11 protein-coding genes and 1 tRNA gene are annotated in these 17,764 nt (G+C 37.2%); 3 read left to right on the top strand and 9 right to left on the bottom strand.

Features of this window, described 5'->3' with window-relative positions:
* Position 1 precedes the first annotated feature (1 nt).
* The 5 genes from J0871_RS04065 to mce form a co-directional block, all read right to left on the bottom strand.
* Positions 2-3,277 carry a SusC/RagA family TonB-linked outer membrane protein gene (locus J0871_RS04065; protein ID WP_208223621.1) on the bottom strand — a complete coding sequence of 1,092 codons (3,276 nt, stop codon included), beginning with the start codon at positions 3,275-3,277 and terminating at the stop codon, positions 2-4.
* Positions 3,278-3,407: 130 nt separating this feature from the next.
* Positions 3,408-4,274, bottom strand: coding sequence for a FecR family protein (locus J0871_RS04060; protein ID WP_208223619.1), 867 nt, complete (start codon positions 4,272-4,274; stop codon positions 3,408-3,410).
* A 71-nt stretch (positions 4,275-4,345) separates the two neighbouring features.
* Entirely contained in the window at positions 4,346-4,879 is a 534-nt protein-coding gene (locus tag J0871_RS04055) for a sigma-70 family RNA polymerase sigma factor (RefSeq protein WP_208223617.1), read from the bottom strand.
* Positions 4,880-5,613: 734 nt separating this feature from the next.
* Positions 5,614-5,690 (bottom strand) — tRNA-Ile (locus J0871_RS04050).
* Between the two features lie 85 nt (positions 5,691-5,775).
* Positions 5,776-6,216, bottom strand: a complete 441-nt coding sequence (gene mce / locus J0871_RS04045) for a methylmalonyl-CoA epimerase (RefSeq protein WP_208223615.1) — start codon at positions 6,214-6,216, stop codon at positions 5,776-5,778.
* A 448-nt stretch (positions 6,217-6,664) separates the two neighbouring features.
* Between mce and rbfA the strand changes: the two genes are divergently transcribed.
* Both rbfA and J0871_RS04035 read left to right on the top strand, forming a co-directional pair.
* Entirely contained in the window at positions 6,665-7,060 is a 396-nt protein-coding gene (rbfA, locus tag J0871_RS04040; protein WP_037318333.1) for a 30S ribosome-binding factor RbfA, read from the top strand.
* A gap of 1 nt (position 7,061) precedes the next feature.
* On the top strand, positions 7,062-8,267 hold the full coding sequence (locus tag J0871_RS04035; protein ID WP_208223613.1) for an FtsX-like permease family protein: 1,206 nt from the start codon (positions 7,062-7,064) through the stop codon (positions 8,265-8,267).
* Between the two features lie 212 nt (positions 8,268-8,479).
* On the opposite strand, the gene dusB is transcribed toward J0871_RS04035, so the two are convergent.
* The 4 genes from dusB to J0871_RS04015 all read right to left on the bottom strand — a co-directional run bounded on the left by dusB (position 8,480) and on the right by J0871_RS04015 (position 16,260).
* Positions 8,480-9,472 (bottom strand): tRNA dihydrouridine synthase DusB, encoded by a 993-nt coding sequence (dusB, locus tag J0871_RS04030; protein WP_208223611.1) that lies wholly within the window; start codon positions 9,470-9,472, stop codon positions 8,480-8,482.
* A gap of 132 nt (positions 9,473-9,604) precedes the next feature.
* The gene (locus J0871_RS04025) at positions 9,605-12,010 is read right to left on the bottom strand and encodes an outer membrane beta-barrel family protein (RefSeq protein ID WP_208223609.1); all 2,406 of its coding nucleotides are present in this window, start codon (positions 12,008-12,010) and stop codon (positions 9,605-9,607) included.
* Positions 12,011-12,137: 127 nt separating this feature from the next.
* Positions 12,138-15,086 (bottom strand): glycoside hydrolase family 3 N-terminal domain-containing protein, encoded by a 2,949-nt coding sequence (locus tag J0871_RS04020; protein WP_075325403.1) that lies wholly within the window; start codon positions 15,084-15,086, stop codon positions 12,138-12,140.
* 16 nt (positions 15,087-15,102) lie between these two features.
* On the bottom strand, positions 15,103-16,260 hold the full coding sequence (locus J0871_RS04015; RefSeq protein WP_075325402.1) for a heparan-alpha-glucosaminide N-acetyltransferase domain-containing protein: 1,158 nt from the start codon (positions 16,258-16,260) through the stop codon (positions 15,103-15,105).
* A gap of 215 nt (positions 16,261-16,475) precedes the next feature.
* On the opposite strand from J0871_RS04015, the gene J0871_RS04010 reads away from it, so the two are divergent.
* Positions 16,476-17,762, top strand: coding sequence for an ROK family transcriptional regulator (locus J0871_RS04010; protein ID WP_243870380.1), 1,287 nt, complete (start codon positions 16,476-16,478; stop codon positions 17,760-17,762).
* Positions 17,763-17,764 lie beyond the last annotated feature (2 nt).

Genomic DNA, 17,764 nt, shown 5'->3' with positions numbered 1-17,764 from the left:
TTTAAAAATTGACATTCAAACCAATAGTATAATTAGCAAAAATAGGGTAGAATCTTCCATTGGTATTTATTTCCGGATCCCAACCTTGCCTATAATTATTCCAAGTGTAAAGGTTCTCACCTGAAGCATATATCCGTAAATTTTCGATTCTTAAATTTTCAAGTATATTTGAAGGAAATCTATACCCAACCTGGACATTCTTTACTCGTACATATGAAGCATCAGGTAGCCAGAAGGTAGATAACTCAGTATTAGGCGTACCTGAATTAGGGATTAATTCATACCTTGGGTACGCAGCATTAGGATTAGGATTTTCAGGTGCCCAACGATCCATCATCCATCTCTGAACAGATGCCGTATTGTTGAATGCATATCCTGCATATCCTTGAAGTCTACCCACTGCATCTGCAACACCTTGTAGTAAGACACTGAAATCAAAGCCTTTATATTCTGCCCCAAAGGCCATCCCAAAATTATATTTAGGAATACGGCTTCCCAATATACGTCTGTCATAAGTGGCATCTACTTGTCCGTCTGGTACTCCTTCAGGACCGCTTATATCCCGGTATCTTATATCTCCCGGCTGTGCATTCGGATTAACTCTTGACATATCAGGCCAAGAGGCTACATCATTCTCATTCCCAAACAACCCATCGGCAACATACCCATAGTAGGTTTGCATTGGATGCCCAATAAATAAATCAGTCCCATTACCAACCAATCCATTCTCTTGTTCAATGTTACCCACTCCTAAATCCAGAACTTCGTTGTTAATTATAGAAAAGTTGGGGCTTATACGAAAACTAAAATCGTTGAAATATTTACGATAATTTGCTTCAAACTCCCAACCTGAATTACGTAAGCTACCTGTATTGGTTTCAGACATGTCTTTTCCCAAGACCATAGACACACTAGAAGAAGGTTGATATAGGATATCGTATGTTTTCCTATTGAAGTAGTTTACGCTAACGTCTAAATCGCCATTTAAGATGCTAAGATCAATTCCGGTGTTGAAGGACCTCGTGGTTTCCCAATGCAACAGGGAGTCGGTTAATCTTGTAGCTGCAACTCCGGTTTGATATGTGCCGCCAAAAGGATAACCATAATCTGCAGATAAAATGTTTTGATATGGATAATTTCCTATATTCTGGTTTCCTACTTCTCCAAAGGAAGCCTTCAGTTTAAGGTCAGTAACTCTAGGTACAGAAAAGAAATCCTCTTCCGAGATTCTCCATCCAAGGGCTACTGACGGAAATAACCCGTATTTATATTCAGTCGGAAATTTTGACGATCCATCGTACCGCACAGTACTTTCAAATAGATATTTATTAGCAAAGTCATACCTAACCCGTCCAAAGACCGACTGTAGAGCCCATTCAGTGGCAGTTCCATTTATCCATTGACCATCCGTATCACCCGTATTAATCTCTTGCAAACTATTCCCTTGAAGATATCGGAATCCACTCATAGTCTCCCAATGGCTCGTTTCGAAGGAATAACCACCTAAGACGTTAAAAGTATGATCTCCAAATACCTTATCATATTCCGCAAATGCCTGAACCGTTGCATAATAAGAGTTATCGTTTATTTGAGTCAATTCAGTAGGACCTAGTAGAATTTCTTCATTGAGTTGTTGTGAGGCTAGAAACCTTTTTTGGAGCCTTGTTTCCCGATTATAACCTCCTATGAGGGATAATTTTAAATCGGATAGCACCTGCCAATCAAGACGCATGTTTGCATTTAAAGAATAAGGTTTATCATAGTAAAAGGATTCACTTCCCATATAGGAAATAGGCGTTCCCATTGCCGCATGTCCAACTCCAAAATAGCCGTTGGAAAGTCTTCCTGCATAAATAGATGGCACCCTTACAACTTCACCGATAATTTGATCCATTGTAGTAAACTCTATACCTGCAGGAGGTGCGGGTTCATTAATTATTTCATTTGCTCCGGATAACCGGGTAATAAGCGTTAGATTTTCACTAAGTTCATTAGTTAGGTTCAGCCGCAAATTATAACGGGAGTAATCATTTCGCTCTAAAAGGCCCTTCTGGTTAAGGTACCCCAATGAAACCACGTATTGGCTAGTTTCATTCCCCCCACTAACTTGCAGATTGTGAGAAGTCTGAATTGGATCTCTTGAAAAAACTTCTCCTATGAAATCAGTATTTGGAAAGTTGTCTGGATTATTTCCCTCTCTAAAGTTCTGGATATCTTCAGGAGTGAAAACAGTATTCCCAATTGCTTCATTATAAAGTTCGGCATATTCCCAGGAGTTCACAAGATCTGGAAGCTCTGTCGCTCTCTGGACCCCAACATAAGCATTATAAGTAATACGGGTTCTACCTTCTCTACCAGATTTTGTTGTTACCAAGATAACCCCGTTAGCTGCCCTGGAACCATAGACAGCAGCAGTTGCAGCATCTTTTAAAACAGATACACTTTCCACATCATTGGGATTTATATCATTCATACTTCCTGGAATACCGTCAATTAACACCAAAGCAGACGGATCGGCCCCAAAGGAACCAACCCCACGAACAGAGATATCTCCAGCACTATAACCGGGCCTGCCTGAGCGCTGAATAATTGTAACCCCTGGCATTTGTCCTGTTAAAGCTTCTGATAGCCTTGTAACGCTACGGTTCTCCATATCTTCTGAATTTACTTGTGAGACAGCCCCTACAACGCTTCCTCTTTTTTGAGTTCCATACCCCACAACCATTACTTCATCCAATGCCTGTGCGTCCTCCTCCATTTGGACGTTCATAGTTGTATTGCCTTCAGCAGTTTTTCTCGTAGTTTGCATACCTACATAGGAAAAGATTAAAACGGCATCATCTGAACTTACTTCAATATTAAAATTTCCATCAAAATCTGTCATTACCCCATTATTTGTTCCTTCTTCTTGAACAGTAACACTTGGCAGCGGCATCCCATTTGAATCTGTAACATTTCCTTCTATATTCATTTGAGGTTTAGATTTTTTTACCTTATCCCTGTTTACCGGTAAGTCCTCAGTAATTGCAATATTATTTCCCAAAACCTCAAAACTAAATGGTGTCTCTGTAGATAGTGACGTTAGTATTTTCGCTAAATCTTCATCCTGAAAAGTATACTTACCGGTAAGTTTAGTTTCAACATCTATTTCATTTCCATAAGCAAATTTAAAATCACTCTGAGACTCTATTTCTAATATTAATTCCTTAAGACTGGGATTGTCCAGAACGAAAGATATTTGGGCAGAATTACCAATTATTGGGAGGCAAAAAAACAATGTAAATAATAGTCTTTTCATATTAAATTATTTAAATTTGGAAATTAAAGTAGCCGCTCGATTTTTTACATCGATGTTACTTCTTGATTATAAAAAAGAGTTCTCTATTTGATCGTGGCGGACTCTTTTTTTATTTTTTTAAAATTTGTACTTCTTTAGTCTTAGGATTCATTTCATATTTAGTGTTATTTATAATTGATAAAATATTTAATACTTGTTTTAGGGAATCAGATTTATTTACCCTAAGAGTTATGCGCTTATTTTTTGTATAGGTGTTTTTCTGAAATTCACAATTAAATCTATCTTCAAGGAAATCCAGTAATTTTTCGAGCTCAATATTATTTACATCAATAAATTCATTCCCTGTTTCAAAAGAGAGGTCAGTTTCAAATTTCTCTATAAAAATTTTGTCCTTTTCATACACAAAGCTTTCACCAGGAATTATCGCCCAGGACTCTAATCTTCCCTTTACAGAAACCAAGACTTTCCCTGTATATAGCGCAATTTTAGCATCTTTTAAACCGCGTTTTTGGTTAACGGTAAAAGAGGTTCCCAAAACTGTAGTAGTAGTAGTGGCGGTCTTTACTTTAAAAACCTTCATGCTATCTTTTACAACCTTAAAAAAAGCTTCTCCAGTTAAACTTACTCCCCGAGTATTTTCAAACCTTTCTTTATAATGAATTCCTGAATTTGGTTTTAAAAGCACCAGGCTTCCATCGGGTAAAGTAATCTCTTTATCTAAAGAAGAATTATTGACCACCTGAATGTTTGGATTGTAAACATTAAGAAAAAAATATCCAGTAAATATAACCGCCAAAACAGCAGCTGCTCCGAAAACTTTATAAGAAAGGGTTCTCTTTCTTTTCCAGCTTCTTTTGGAAATACGTTTTTTAAACGCCTTCCATGAAACTTCAACTTCAGTTTTGGGAACCTCCTTACAATCGGCTTCCCAAGACACTTCCATTTTATTCTCTATGTCAGATTCGTAATTATTCACCTTTTTTGGTAAGGGTTTGTATTACTATAACAATTGAGATTTTATAAGTTCCTAATATTTTTAAATATTTTTTAGGATTCACACAACTCTTCTTTAATATAATTATGAGCGAGATAGATATGATTTGCTATAGTTTTCTTAGATATTCCAAGGGAAACGGAAATCTCCTCATAAGTAAGGTTGTCTATTTTGTGTAGTAAAAAAATGTTTTTCCTTTTAGGGGGAAGCTTTTCAATGATAAGTCTCAACTTTTTTATATTAGTGTTTTTAAACTCCACCCCCTCTGTTTCTTCATTTTTAGGTAGGTAGATCTCTTCAATTTGGGCTACAGTCTTAGCTTCCCGTTTTAAATGGTTAAGAATAAGATTTTTGCAGATGATGAAAATTTGCTGATCTAGGGAAACATTATCCTTCAGCTGGTCTCGATTCTCCCAAATTTTAAGGAAAGTTTGTTGTACAAAATCATCAGATTCCATAGTAGCAGAATCAAATTTTTTAGAAAACCAATAAAGTTTTGAATAATAGATTTTATAAACCTTTTCAAGTGAATTTATATCCCCACTCTTGAGAGCTCTCACTAAAAAATAAGTATCCCCTTTTTCCATTGGAACTGAAAATTAACTAACCATTAATTTTATAAACTTAACAAAAAATTAGTGAAACGGTATATTATTAGGTTATATTTTGTGACCTTAATTAAATTTTCACGTTATATTCTAAAATATATAATTCAGATCCGACGTTGTTAAATTTGTCTAAAGAAGAGAGAAACTTATTTTATAATAAATGCCGGAGGGGAAAAAATAATAACAATCATTCTTCCAACATACATAAATGCAACATAATCCAAACCAAATATGGACATAGTAGGTTAAGGGAAAGATTTTAATTCAATCACTAAAAAAACATATCTTTTTTAGTGAGTTATTACAATTAAAATAGCTGAGCTAAAAGAGTGGCAGTGGTTGTAACTAAGACTAAAAAATATTAATTTTACCGGACTCCCCCTCCAATACTCGAAAATCCATTTTAACACTCCAAATTTGGTTCTTATCACAGCCAATTTTCTAAAGATCTAATTAAAGGTTTCTTTGGAAAGTTCTTATCAACCTTGTTTATTTTTTTTTTAGTAATTCAAATTGATGCAATTCGTCTTTTAGCTCCATTGAAAAACAAGAAATTCATTCGCTGCCTTTTAATTTGTATACGATTAACGACAAGAAATTACTGCATCAGTATAAAGATTATCTCAAACCTTAAATTATCTAGAATTGTTGTACATATGTTGTACCCAAGGAGAAACAAAAAAGCCTTACATTTCTGTAAGGCTTGATTTTGTTGGTGGTCCCACCTGGGCTCGAACCAGGGACCCCTTGATTATGAGTCAAGTGCTCTAACCAGCTGAGCTATAGGACCAATTCAAGTATTTCAACAATACCCGAATTTTAGGAGTGCAATATTATGATATATTTTTAACTCCTGCAAGGTGAAATGCAATTTCTTAATCGCTAACTCCCTCTCTTTTGGGGAGGGCCGGGGAGGGGCTTTTTTCCTGGCATAACTCTACCAAAACCCCGTGGGAACTTTTAGGGTGCATAAAAGCAACCAGCTTATTATCGGCGCCCTCCTTTGGTTCGGTATTTATAAGCTTAAAACCTTCATTTTCCAGTCGGGCAATTTCAGCTTTAATATCATCTACCGCAAAAGCTATATGATGAATTCCCTCACCGCGTTTTTCAATAAACTTAGCAATAGGACTTTCGGGATTCGTAGCGGCAAGCAATTCAATTTTACTTTCCCCAATTTTAAAGAAAGAGGTGCTCACGCCTTCACTTTCTACCCTTTCGGTTTTATAATGTTCACTGCCTAAAACCGCGTTATAGGTGGCATTGGCCGCTTCAATATCTTTTACTGCAATCCCAATATGCTCAATTTTCTTCATTTTTCATTTTTTAAATAGATGCAGCAAGTTAAACTTCTAATTTTATAAATTCAAAATCGGTAAACTTCTATAAATTTAAAAAGAAAACACAACATCTTTACTCCAATAGGTTCGGTATTACTTAGGTTGCTTTTGAATAAGTTCATTTTGGCCTATCGAAAATTTATGGTGAAATTTGAAGTGAAGTTTCCGTAAAATTTTAGGCTGTTTGAGCCAACATAAATTTTAATGTAAGCAGCAGCTTAATTGGCGAGTTCCTAAAATTTAGGAAACGAGCATAAAAATTTAGATAAAGATTCGTAAGCCTGGATTTTTTTGGTTCGTTTTTTCATCAATGGAAAAAATGAACAAGTCAAATAATTAAGAATAGTATAATTCAAAATTAAGACTTGTACGCATAGTTTTTTACATTTAGGAGTATACCAATTTATTATAGTATTTTTGCCTTATGGAAGAGACAAACAGACAAAAGAAAATAGGAGGAGTTTTGCAGCGCGATCTAGCCGATATCCTGCAAAAGAACCTTAAAGATGCCGGGAGAACAGGAGTAATTATTTCGGTCTCTAAAGTGAAAGTAACTACAGATCTTTCTATTGCGAAAGCTTATATCAGTATTTTTCCGCAAAAACACGCGCAGGAAGTTATAGAGGAAATAAACCTTGGAAAGTCTAAGATAAAACACGAAATGGCACAGCGCACCAAAAACCAGTTGCGAAAAATGCCGGAAATCAATTACTACCTGGACGATTCCCTGGATTATATAGAAGGTATAGAAAAATCTATTAAAGGCGAAGAAAACCCAATAACCGATCCCGATCTACTGGAACGCCGGAAAAAATCTTAATTTGAAGTTCCCCTTCTACATCGCCAGGCGCTATCTTTTTAGCAAAAGCAGCAATAATGCTATTAATATTATTACCATTATTGCCGCCATAGGCGTTTTTGCAGGGGCTTTTTCATTGTTTATCGTACTCTCGGGTTTCGCCGGATTGAAGGATTTTAGCCTTTCGTTTTCCAATAAATTTGACCCTGATTTAAAAATTCTCCCGTCAAGCGGAAAAACCTTTCAGTTCCCTGACAACAAAGCCAATCAGCTCGCTGAAATTGAAGGAATAGCCAATTTCAGTAAAACCATTGAAGAACGAATTTTTCTCGATTACCGAAATAAAAATCACACGGCATTTATAAAAGGTGTTGATGACAATTACCGGCAGGTAACCCAAATAGACAGTGCGGTTTCGGGCTCCTGGTTAACCAATAGTGAGGCCCAGGTGGTGGTGGGAAACAGGATTTCCCGAAAACTGGGACTTAGTATTTTTAACTACCAAAACCTCTTAAATGTAATGGTGCCGCGCCCAGGAAAAGGGCAAATTACCGGTTTGAACCCTGGCCAGGCGTTTAACCAGGAAAAAGTGATTGTTAGCGGAATTTATAGTGTAAACGAAGAACTGGACGATAAATATGTATTCTCCAATCTTAATTTTGCCCAAAATCTTTTAGAATTAGATGAAAACACATTTTCTGCCATAGAAATTAAAACAATTCCAAATGCAAATACCGAAGTCGTCACTGCTGAAATAATAAACCTTTTTGGCGAAGAGATTATCGTAAAAAACAGAGCGCAACTCAACGAGACGCTTTATAAAATGCTGAACACCGAAAATCTTGCGGTATATCTTATTTTTACGCTGGTTTTGATAATCGCACTTTTCAATGTAGCCGGTTCTATTATTATGGTGATCCTCGATAAACGGGATAACATTAAAACATTATATAACCTTGGCGCTTCCGAAAGTCAGATCAAACAAATTTTCTTTACCCAGGGAATCCTTATGACGATTATAGGTGGGGCCATTGGTTTATCAGCTGCAGTTTTATTGGTTTACCTACAACTGCAATTTGATCTTGTTATGATCACGCCCAGCCTGCCCTATCCCGTAGCCATTACTTTTGAAAACATTCTTATAGTGATATTTACCATAGGAATTCTAGGACTTATCGCTTCTTTTATCGCGGCAGGAAGTAGTAGAAAAGCTTTAAAAGCAGTTTAAATTAAGCTTAGTGTTTCCGCCACAAATTCACGAATATTCGTCATCCTGAACTTGTTTCAGGATATAAGATGTTGATATTCAGAACATGTTAGAAGCTGAACCAAGTTCAGCTTGACGAAGTTACTCCTTTCTTTACCATTGTTGAATTCACTCCCCTCCCTGGGAATGAGGGGAGTTTTTAAGAATATTCGTGAATTCGTGGCTTAAATTGATTAAGCAAACTGAAAATCGGCAAAATCGCGTTCTACCTCATCAAATGCAGCAAAGACATCTACAGCATCATCGCTGGTTACCATTTTCATGCGGTGTTCTTTGAAATGTGGTATTCCTTTGAAATAATTGGTATAATGGCGGCGGGTTTCAAAAACACCCAGCTTCTCCCCTTTCCAGTCAATCGCCATTTGTAGGTGACGCCTTGCAGCATCCAGGCGTTCCAACATATTTGGCGGCGGTAAATGTTCTCCGGTTTCAAAGAAGTGTTTTACTTCTCTAAAAAACCAGGGATAACCAATACTGGCACGACCAATCATCGCACCATCAAGTCCGAATTTATCACGCATTTCTACCGCTCTTTCGGGCGTATCTACATCGCCGTTCCCAAAAACAGGGATATGCATTCGTGAATTATTCTTTACCTCGGCAATTGGCGCCCAGTTAGCTTCGCCTTTATACATTTGCACACGGGTTCTCCCGTGAATAGAAATAGCCTTACAGCCTACATCCTGAAGTCTCTCGGCAACCTCAACGATTTTAATAGAATCGTTATCCCAACCCAGACGGGTTTTTACGGTAACGGGTAAATTGGTATGCTTTACCATGGCTTCGGTAAGCGAAACCATAAGATCTATATCTTTTAAAATACCGGCGCCGGCACCTTTAGAAACCACTTTCTTAACGGGACATCCAAAATTAATATCAATAATATCGGGGCCAGATTTCTCTACAATTTCTACCGATTGCAACATAGATTCCAGGTTGGCTCCAAAGATTTGGATGCCTACCGGGCGTTCTTTTTCGTAAATATCAAGTTTCATGGTACTTTTCGCTGCATCGCGAATAAGCCCTTCTGAAGAGATAAATTCGGTATATACCACATCTGCACCCTGCTCTTTGCAAAGCGCACGGAATGGCGGGTCACTCACATCTTCCATCGGTGCCAACAGCAACGAGAAGTCTCCTACATCTATATTTCCTATTTTAGCCACTTCAGTTTATTTTGGAGTGCAAAAGTACAAAAAAAGTCAGCCCACCCCAACCCTCCCAAAGGGAGGGAGTTAAATCGCTTTTATTAAAATTATCGGAGTGTGGAGAGTTCCCCCTTTGGGGGTTAGGGGGCTTTACAACCTATCCCTTTCGGCAGCATCTATGCTGCGTTGGTTGTCTTCCAGTCTAAAGTTTCCGAAGTTATATTTAAATCCAACCCGCACATAGCGCATTTCTTCTTGCGCGAAATAGGAATTATCCTGGTTTAGATATTGCGAAGTTAACCTGGTATTGGTATTATTAAAAATATCGTTGATATTCAGGCTTAATTCTGCGCGATTATTCCATAAAGTTTTTCTTACTCCAAGGCTTAAAGTTGAAAACGGGTCAAAATTATAAGAACCGGTAATATAATCTGAAACGTAGGTAAAGCTTAAATTTCCTGAAAAAGTTCCGTCTTTTGACAGCGTAAATGAATTATACAACTGTCCAAAAACAGCATCAATTTCGTTGGTAACTTCTGCATTACTGCTTTCTACCGCTAAAAATGTATTCTCTTCGTGAAAAAGGGAAGCATATAATTGTGCATACCACCAGCCGGTAATTGATCTGCCGTGCAAAATGTCGAGTCCGTAGCTTTTACTTTCCAATAAATTGGCCTGCAACCTTCTAATGGTTAAGTTCTGATTGTCCTGAAAAGCTAAACTTGCAGGTGATCTTCCATTATCACGATAATACACATCGAAAAAATACTGCCCTAAAAGCGTATAATTCAGATTAATATTATTGCTAATTGCCGCACGTAAATTCGGGTTTCCGGCGTTAAAATCGTTTTCATTTAAAAAATATCTAAACGGGTTTAAACTTTCATAACGTGGGCGTTCAATTCTTCGGCTATAATCCAGCGTAAAACTATGATTATCTGAAGCTCGATATTGCAAATATGCCGTTGGGAACAATTCAAAATATTCCTGACGGTTTCGCTGATTTGTTGATAAAGACACTCCCAAAAGATCGGTATACTCTCCTCTTAAACCAACTTGCGCACTCCATTTTTCCCAATCCCTGGAGGTATTAATATAAACCGCAGAAACTGTTTCGTCATAATAAAAATCGTCTGAAAGATTATCATACAAATCGTCCAGGCTTTCTGCATTAGAAAAGTTGATCCCACTGTTAGAATTTATATTTGAAACCTTTGCCCCGGCATCGAAACTCATTTCGCCTAACGAACTATTAAAATCCAGTTGACCGGTAAAAATCTCTATATTTTGTCCCGAGGAAGTATTGAAATTGATATTTTGAACATTCTCACCGGCTGAATCAAAATAATTAGTGGCGACCTTTTGGTCACGCTCCTGGTTAAACCTGGTATAATGTGCCGCTGCCGAAAAACTACCTCCATTTTCAAGTTTATGGGTATAAGTTAGATCTAAGCCAATGTTATGTTCATCGGTACCAACCTCACTATCGGTCATAAAGTTTGAAAAAGCCGTATTTCCCTGTGTAGTAATATCGGTTCGCACCGAATTATCAAAAGTCTTGTCGGGTGAGAAAAAGAGGTTCGAAGAAAAACTTAGTTTATTTTTTTCATCGAAATCATAATCCAAAATCACATTCGCATTATGTGCCTGCGAGCGCGTAACTCTTTCAAAATCGCTTTCCCATCTTTGACCAAATTCTTCATTTGGACTAAAATTTATATAACTATCGTCTCGTTTTATCTCTTTCCGCGGACTAAAAGTATAATTCGCAAAAACGTTAAGCTTATCGCCTTTCCAATAGTGACTGGTTCCAAATTGGTATTTTGGAACAATTCCCTGCGTGTAAGCACCTTCTAAACTTCCCTTATAACCGGGTGAAATGGCAGATGTGGTATTGATATTTAGAATAGCACCACCTTCAGCTTCGTAACGTGCCGGCGGATTGGTAATCACTTCAATAGACTTTATATTTTCTGCCGAGTAACTTTGTAAAAGGGTTTGTAATTCATCTGCAGTAAGTTGCACTTTTCTGTCATTAATATAAACCGTAACTGAAGAATTTCTAACCTGTAATTGGCCTTGCGCTATAATCACCCCCGGGGTTTGTCTTAAAATATCCCAGCTGCTTCCACTGGAAAGCGTAGAATTTTCAACATCAAAAGTAATGCGGTCTATGCTTCGGGTAATTTTTGGTTTACGGGCGTTAATGGTTACTTCCTCTAAATTTGAAGCGCCCTCTTTTAAGGTAATCTTTCTTATTTTTTTATCTGAATTGACAAAAATTTGCTGAAGATATTCTTCATAGCCTACAAAACTTACTTTTAACAAATAATCGTTTGATGCAATTTCCTCAAACAAAAACTCACCATTATCTTCTGAAATAGTTCCCTTATATACCGATGTAGAATCTTCGGCATTTAATAATATAACATTCGCAAAAGCAATAGGCTCATTGGTTTCGGTAACCAATTTACCCTGTATAGTGTGCTGGGCAATTAGAGAATTTGTAAATAAAAAAAGTAGGGTAACTGGAAGTGGGAAAAAAGTTTTGGTCATATATATTGAATGGTCTTTAAGGAAAAATCAAACAAATATATACTTTCTTAAATAAAATGTAAAAGTTTTAAAGAATCTATTCGCTAATTCAGAATTATTCTCAATGGCAGCAATAAGACTGGGAGATTTATTCTATCGCATCATACAAAACCTGCTGAATATTGGTTCTGGTATTTAATTGGTAAAGCCTTGTGTTTTCCCGTGAAGGCAAAACCCTGTTTGAAAGAAAAAGATAGAGTAAATCTTCTTCGGGATCTACCCAGGCGTAAATTCCGGTAAATCCGGTGTGTCCAAAACTGGCTTTGCTGGCATCTTTTGCAGTGTTGCTACTTTCTCCCTTGTATTCTAAATATGGCTTGTCAAAACCTACCCCACGGTGATTATCATTTTCTGGAAATTGTGCCGTACTCCATTCTTTTAAAGTTTCTTCTTCAATATAGCGCTCTCCGGCATATTCGCCCATGTTCAGGTACATTTGCATCAGTTTTGCCAGGTCGTTGGCATTAGAAAATAGCCCGGCATTAGCCGAAACTCCACCCATCATAATCGCACCTTCATCGTGTACCATCCCATGAATGGTTTTTTTTCTGAATAAATAATCGTGTTCTGTAGGTACAATTCTACTTTTTTCAAAGCGTTCCAGCGGATTATAACCTAGAGTTGTAGCGCCAAGTTTATCGTAAAAATTTTCATTGATATATTTTCTGAAATCTTCTCCACTAATTTCTTCAACTATAGAAGGAAGCAGGTAAAAAGTTAAACCCGAATATTTATATTTTGCCTCGTCTTCCAGCTCAGATTTCTTGATGGCTTTAAACATCTTCTTTTGGTAATTACGATGTAGCCAAAGATCTTCACTCACTTTAATAGGAAACCTGGCAGAAGAATCTTTCTTAAAAGTATACCATTTAAAGCTTCCATTTTTGCGCAAGGTGTTTTTCCAATAAGGAATCCAGGGTTTAAACCTGGCCTGGTGCGTTAGAATTTGCCGAAAAGGAACGCCCGCTTTATTCGAGTTTTTGAAGTACGGCAAGTAGTCATCTATCCCGGCCTCTAAATCAAATTTTCCCTCGTCCTGTAATTTCATTAAAGCCGGTAAAGCCGAAGAAATTTTTGTTACCGAAGCCAGATCGTACAAATCGGTTTTCTTAACTTTTATGGTATCGCTGTATTCGTGGTAACCGTAAGCTTTGTGTAAAACGATTTTCCCATCTTTAGCGACTAGAATTTGCCCTCCCGGCGTCGCTTTTTTTTTAATAGCTTCCTGCATTAAGGAATCTACACCGCCAAAAAGTTTTTCAGAATTCATCCCTGCATCTTCGGGCAGGGTATATTTAAATCTTATTTTTCCTTTAACATCCATCCCGTCTCCCGACTTGAATTTCTCACCAATACTCACCGGAAGTCTTCCGTTTGCTCCTACTCCACCAAAAATAAGTTGGGCTGCGAGGTCTTGTGTGGTTTTGGTATCCTGATAAGTTAAAATTAAACCGGCTGCATTTTCAATTTTATCCAGTTTATTTATGGAATATGGATTTTTAAAATAGCTGAAAATTGTAAGTTCTTTTGCGGCAAGTTCTGCAATGAAATCCTGTACAGGTTTCGAAAATTTCATGGTGTTTCTAGGAAAACGGCTATCGTCGTGAATTCCACCAATTACAAGGTTATATTCTGAAAGTTTTTCTTTGATTTTTTCGATTTCCGAAGCTTTTGCATCAGCTTTTAACTGAAAGTTTTTTACTTCGGTATATAAATTCAGCGTTTTCTGAAATTCGGTTTGTTTGGAAGCTCCAAAAGAGACTGAAGCTATCTTTAAAGTATCAAGCTTTCTTAAAGGCAGTATACTTTTTTCGTTTTTCAATACGGTGAGTGAAGCTTCAACCAGTTTTCTGTTAAGAAAGTTAGCTTCCGCTGTATTGATCTCTTTCAGGATATTTTTAGGACTTTGCGCTTTAAATTCATTCAAACCAACCCATTGTTTTACCGCCAGAATTTTTCTTACCCGTTCATCTAACTGTTTTTGAGAAATTAATCCTTGCTTAATGGCTTTATTTACTTCCTCAATAGCTTTTGGAACATCTTCTGTAAACTCTAAGAGATCGTTACCCGCTAAAATAGCGTCTTTATCTACAATCCCGGGTTCGTTTCCCTTGGTTACGCCTTTCATATTCATCGCATCGGTCACGATTAAACCTTCAAAACCTAAACTATCTTTTAAAATTCCGGTGATGATAGATTTTGATAAGGTAGAAGGAACCCCGGTAGAATCCAGTGCCGGAATATTTAAATGCGCCACCATTACGCCGCCAATCCCGGCGTCTATCAATTCTTTAAAAGGGTACATTTCTAAGGAATCCAATCTTTCAAAAGGATGATTTATCTGCGGAAGCGCATAATGGGAATCGGTATCGGTATCTCCGTGGCCGGGAAAATGTTTAGCTGTGGTTAGCAGATTCGCATCCTGCATCCCACGCATATAAGCGATTCCTTTTGCGGAAACATTTTCTTTATTTTCCCCAAAAGAGCGGTAATTAATCACCGGGTTATTCGGATTGTTATTTACATCTACTACTGGGGCAAAATTAAGATGAAGCCCCGTACGCTTTATTTGGCGGGCCACTTCCTGCCCTAAATCGTACACTAAACTATCGTCACGAATTGCACCGAGGGCCATTTGATAAGGATAACTAATGGTATTGTCCAGTCGCATTCCAAGTCCCCATTCGGCGTCAATCGCTCCCAATAATGGAACTTCGGAAGCTAACTGGTAATCGTTCATCAACTTTAATTGAGTTTCAGGATCACCCTGGAAAAATATTAATCCGCCAATTTTTTGTTCGTTAATCAGTTTTAGAATTTCTTCTTTATGAGCATTATCCCGGTTAGAATAAGCCGCCACCATAATAAGTTGCGCAATTCGCTCTTTTGGAGTAAGCTCTTGCATTATAGAGTCAACCCATTTGCTGTTGGTATATTGAAGAAATTCCGGAGATTTCTTAACCTTTTCCTGGGCCTGAAGTGTAAGCCCGAAAAAGGCCATTAAAAAAATGAATAAGCGTGATATTTTATTTCTCATTATTCAGCAATTGAATTTATACTTTAATATAGATACGTTTTTTATGTAACCAGTAACCCAACAACCACATAAGCAGCATATAAGAAATGGCAAACAGCAGCGAGGCGTTATAATTGTTTAGCCAGCTAAGATATAAGTTTTCATAAAGCCAGGGTTTGAGTGCCTGCCCATTAACATAAATAATATTCATAAGCATTACTACCAGGCCAGACATTACAAAAACAAACAAAGGATTTTTTCCAAAAGCCTCGAAGAAAGTCGTCCATTTCTTAAAATTGAAAATTTCAATGATCAAAATTAAGGCCGAAAGTATTAAAAGCGTCCACCCCGTACTGTAAATTACGTAAGAGCTGCTCCAAATAGGTTTATTTATAGGAAACCAAATATCCCAAATTTGCGCTATAATCAATAGCACGACTCCGTAAACACTTAACTTGATTACCGTAGAAATATTATTTCCTGATCTTTGAATAAAAACGCCAGCCACATAGCCAGCAATTACATTCACAATTGCGGGAAGCGTACTTAATAAACCTTCAGGATCAAACGAGAGGCCATAACCTTTATAAAGATTGGCATCGTTAAATATTAATCGGTCAAACTTCAGCGCAGCATTATGCTCTAAAGAAAGCGGATTAGGCTGATCGCCAAAAAACCACATAACAGCCCAATAGCCAAGTAAAATTAGGCTTCCAAAAATGATAGATTTTTTCAGTTTTAAATAATGAAGAATTAGCGAGCCAAAAAGATAGCAAAGAGCAATGCGCTGCAAAACTCCCATAATTCGCATATTCGCCAAATTCTTAAAAACCAGTTCGCCTTCCTGTCTAAATACAAACGGAAATGCGTTTAAAAATAACCCGATAAGAAAAATAAGTGCCGCCCTTTTAAAGACCTTTCTTAAAAATACGCTTTCAGAAATGCTTTCATATTTACGTAGGCTAAAGCTCATCGCGTTGCCAATTACAAATAAGAAAGAAGGAAAAACCCAATCGGTTGGGGTAAATCCATCCCAGGGAGCGTGTTTAAACGGCGCATAAATATGTGACCAGCTCCCTGGCGTATTTACCAGTATCATTAGCGCTACGGTAAGTCCGCGCAATACATCTAAAGCTAAATAACGCTGGTTTTTTCCGGTTTTTGCTTCCTTAAATAGTTTATTGACTTCAGTCATTCTTCTTTATGGTACTCCTAAAAGCTGAGGTTTAGATTTAAAAATTCAAGTTTATAATACCCTATAAAAGTATAAATTTCGATTAAATAATCAATCTTTTATAAAAAAATCGAAAAAGTATTTTTAAAAATAATTTTTTTATATACTTTTAAATTCAAAATAAATTCATTTTTTTAAAAGCTTAAAACAAACTATTAATGCTTTTATTTTAAAATATGACAACTCAAACTATGCCAACAGATCTACATGACTTTTTTATAGATGAAAAGAAACTATCTAATATTAATAATGTAGAGCGAAAGAAATTCCTTCAGAAATTAAAGATTATAAAACATCTATTTCTGAATGGTGAAACCTCAAACGCCGAAGTTTGCCAGCGCTTTAATGTAAGCCTACCTACTTCCATGTCTCTGCTCAATCAACTTATTGAGGAAGGCATAGTGATAAAAAAAGGTAGGGGGAAATCTGAAGGTGGCCGTAAACCAGACCTTTACGGACTTGTAGAGAATTCGTTTTTTGTGGTGAGTATTCATATAGAACGGTTTAGAATTAAGTTGGCAGTAATTGATAATAACCATACCATTCTACACGAACAATCCTGGCCCGCAGAGATTTCTACAGATTCTAATATTGTAGATCTCTTATTTGAGTGGACCCAGAAATTATTAAAAGAAGCTAAAGTGAAACTGGACCAGGTAATGGGTGTTGGTATAAGCATGCCTGGACTGGTTTCGGCTGAAGCGGGCAAAAACTTTACCTATTATCTAAGCGAACAGGAGCCCGAATCACTTAAAAATAAGTTCGAGAAAAAGTTTAAAAAACCCGTTGCTATTTTAAACGATGCAAAAAGTGCCTGTTTAGCTGAATTTCGATTTGGTACCGCCAAAAACAAGAGTAATGTTCTGGTAATTTCTATGGACTGGGGTATTGGCCTGGGAATTATTATGGGTGGCAGGATGCACAGCGGGGAATCTGGTTTTGCAGGCGAGTTTGGACATATTCCAATGACAGAAGATGGGCTGCTTTGCCACTGTGGTAAACGCGGTTGTTTGGAAACAGAAGCATCGGGACTTGCCCTGGTTAGAAAAACCAAAGAAGGTTTAAAAGCGGGTCAAACTTCGGTATTAAATAAACTTAAGAAGGAAGAGCTAGAAAAACTGGAGCCAGAAACTATTATTGATGCCGCAAACCGTGGCGACCAGTTTGCGATAAATGTACTTTCTGAAATAGGAATAAATCTTGGAAAAGGTATCGCAATCCTCATTCAAATCTTTAATCCCGAATTAGTGATTTTAGAAGGAAAAATAGCCGAAGCTAAACAGTTTATCACCACCCCAATTCAACAATCAATGAACACTTACTGTATGATGCAGCTTAAGGAACGCACCAAAATAGAACTCTCTACCCTGGGTGCAAATTCCAGTTTATATGGCGGTACCATAGCAGTAATGGACGATATTTTTAAAGACCAGGTTAGCCTGGTGAAATCCCAAATTAGTTAAAA

Origin of the sequence: Salegentibacter sp. BDJ18 (genome assembly GCF_017579965.1) — a bacterium.
Classification (GTDB): Bacteria; Bacteroidota; Bacteroidia; order Flavobacteriales; family Flavobacteriaceae; genus Salegentibacter.
Note: the sequence above shows the minus strand (reverse complement) of the source record. Positions and strands in the feature narration are given on the sequence as shown.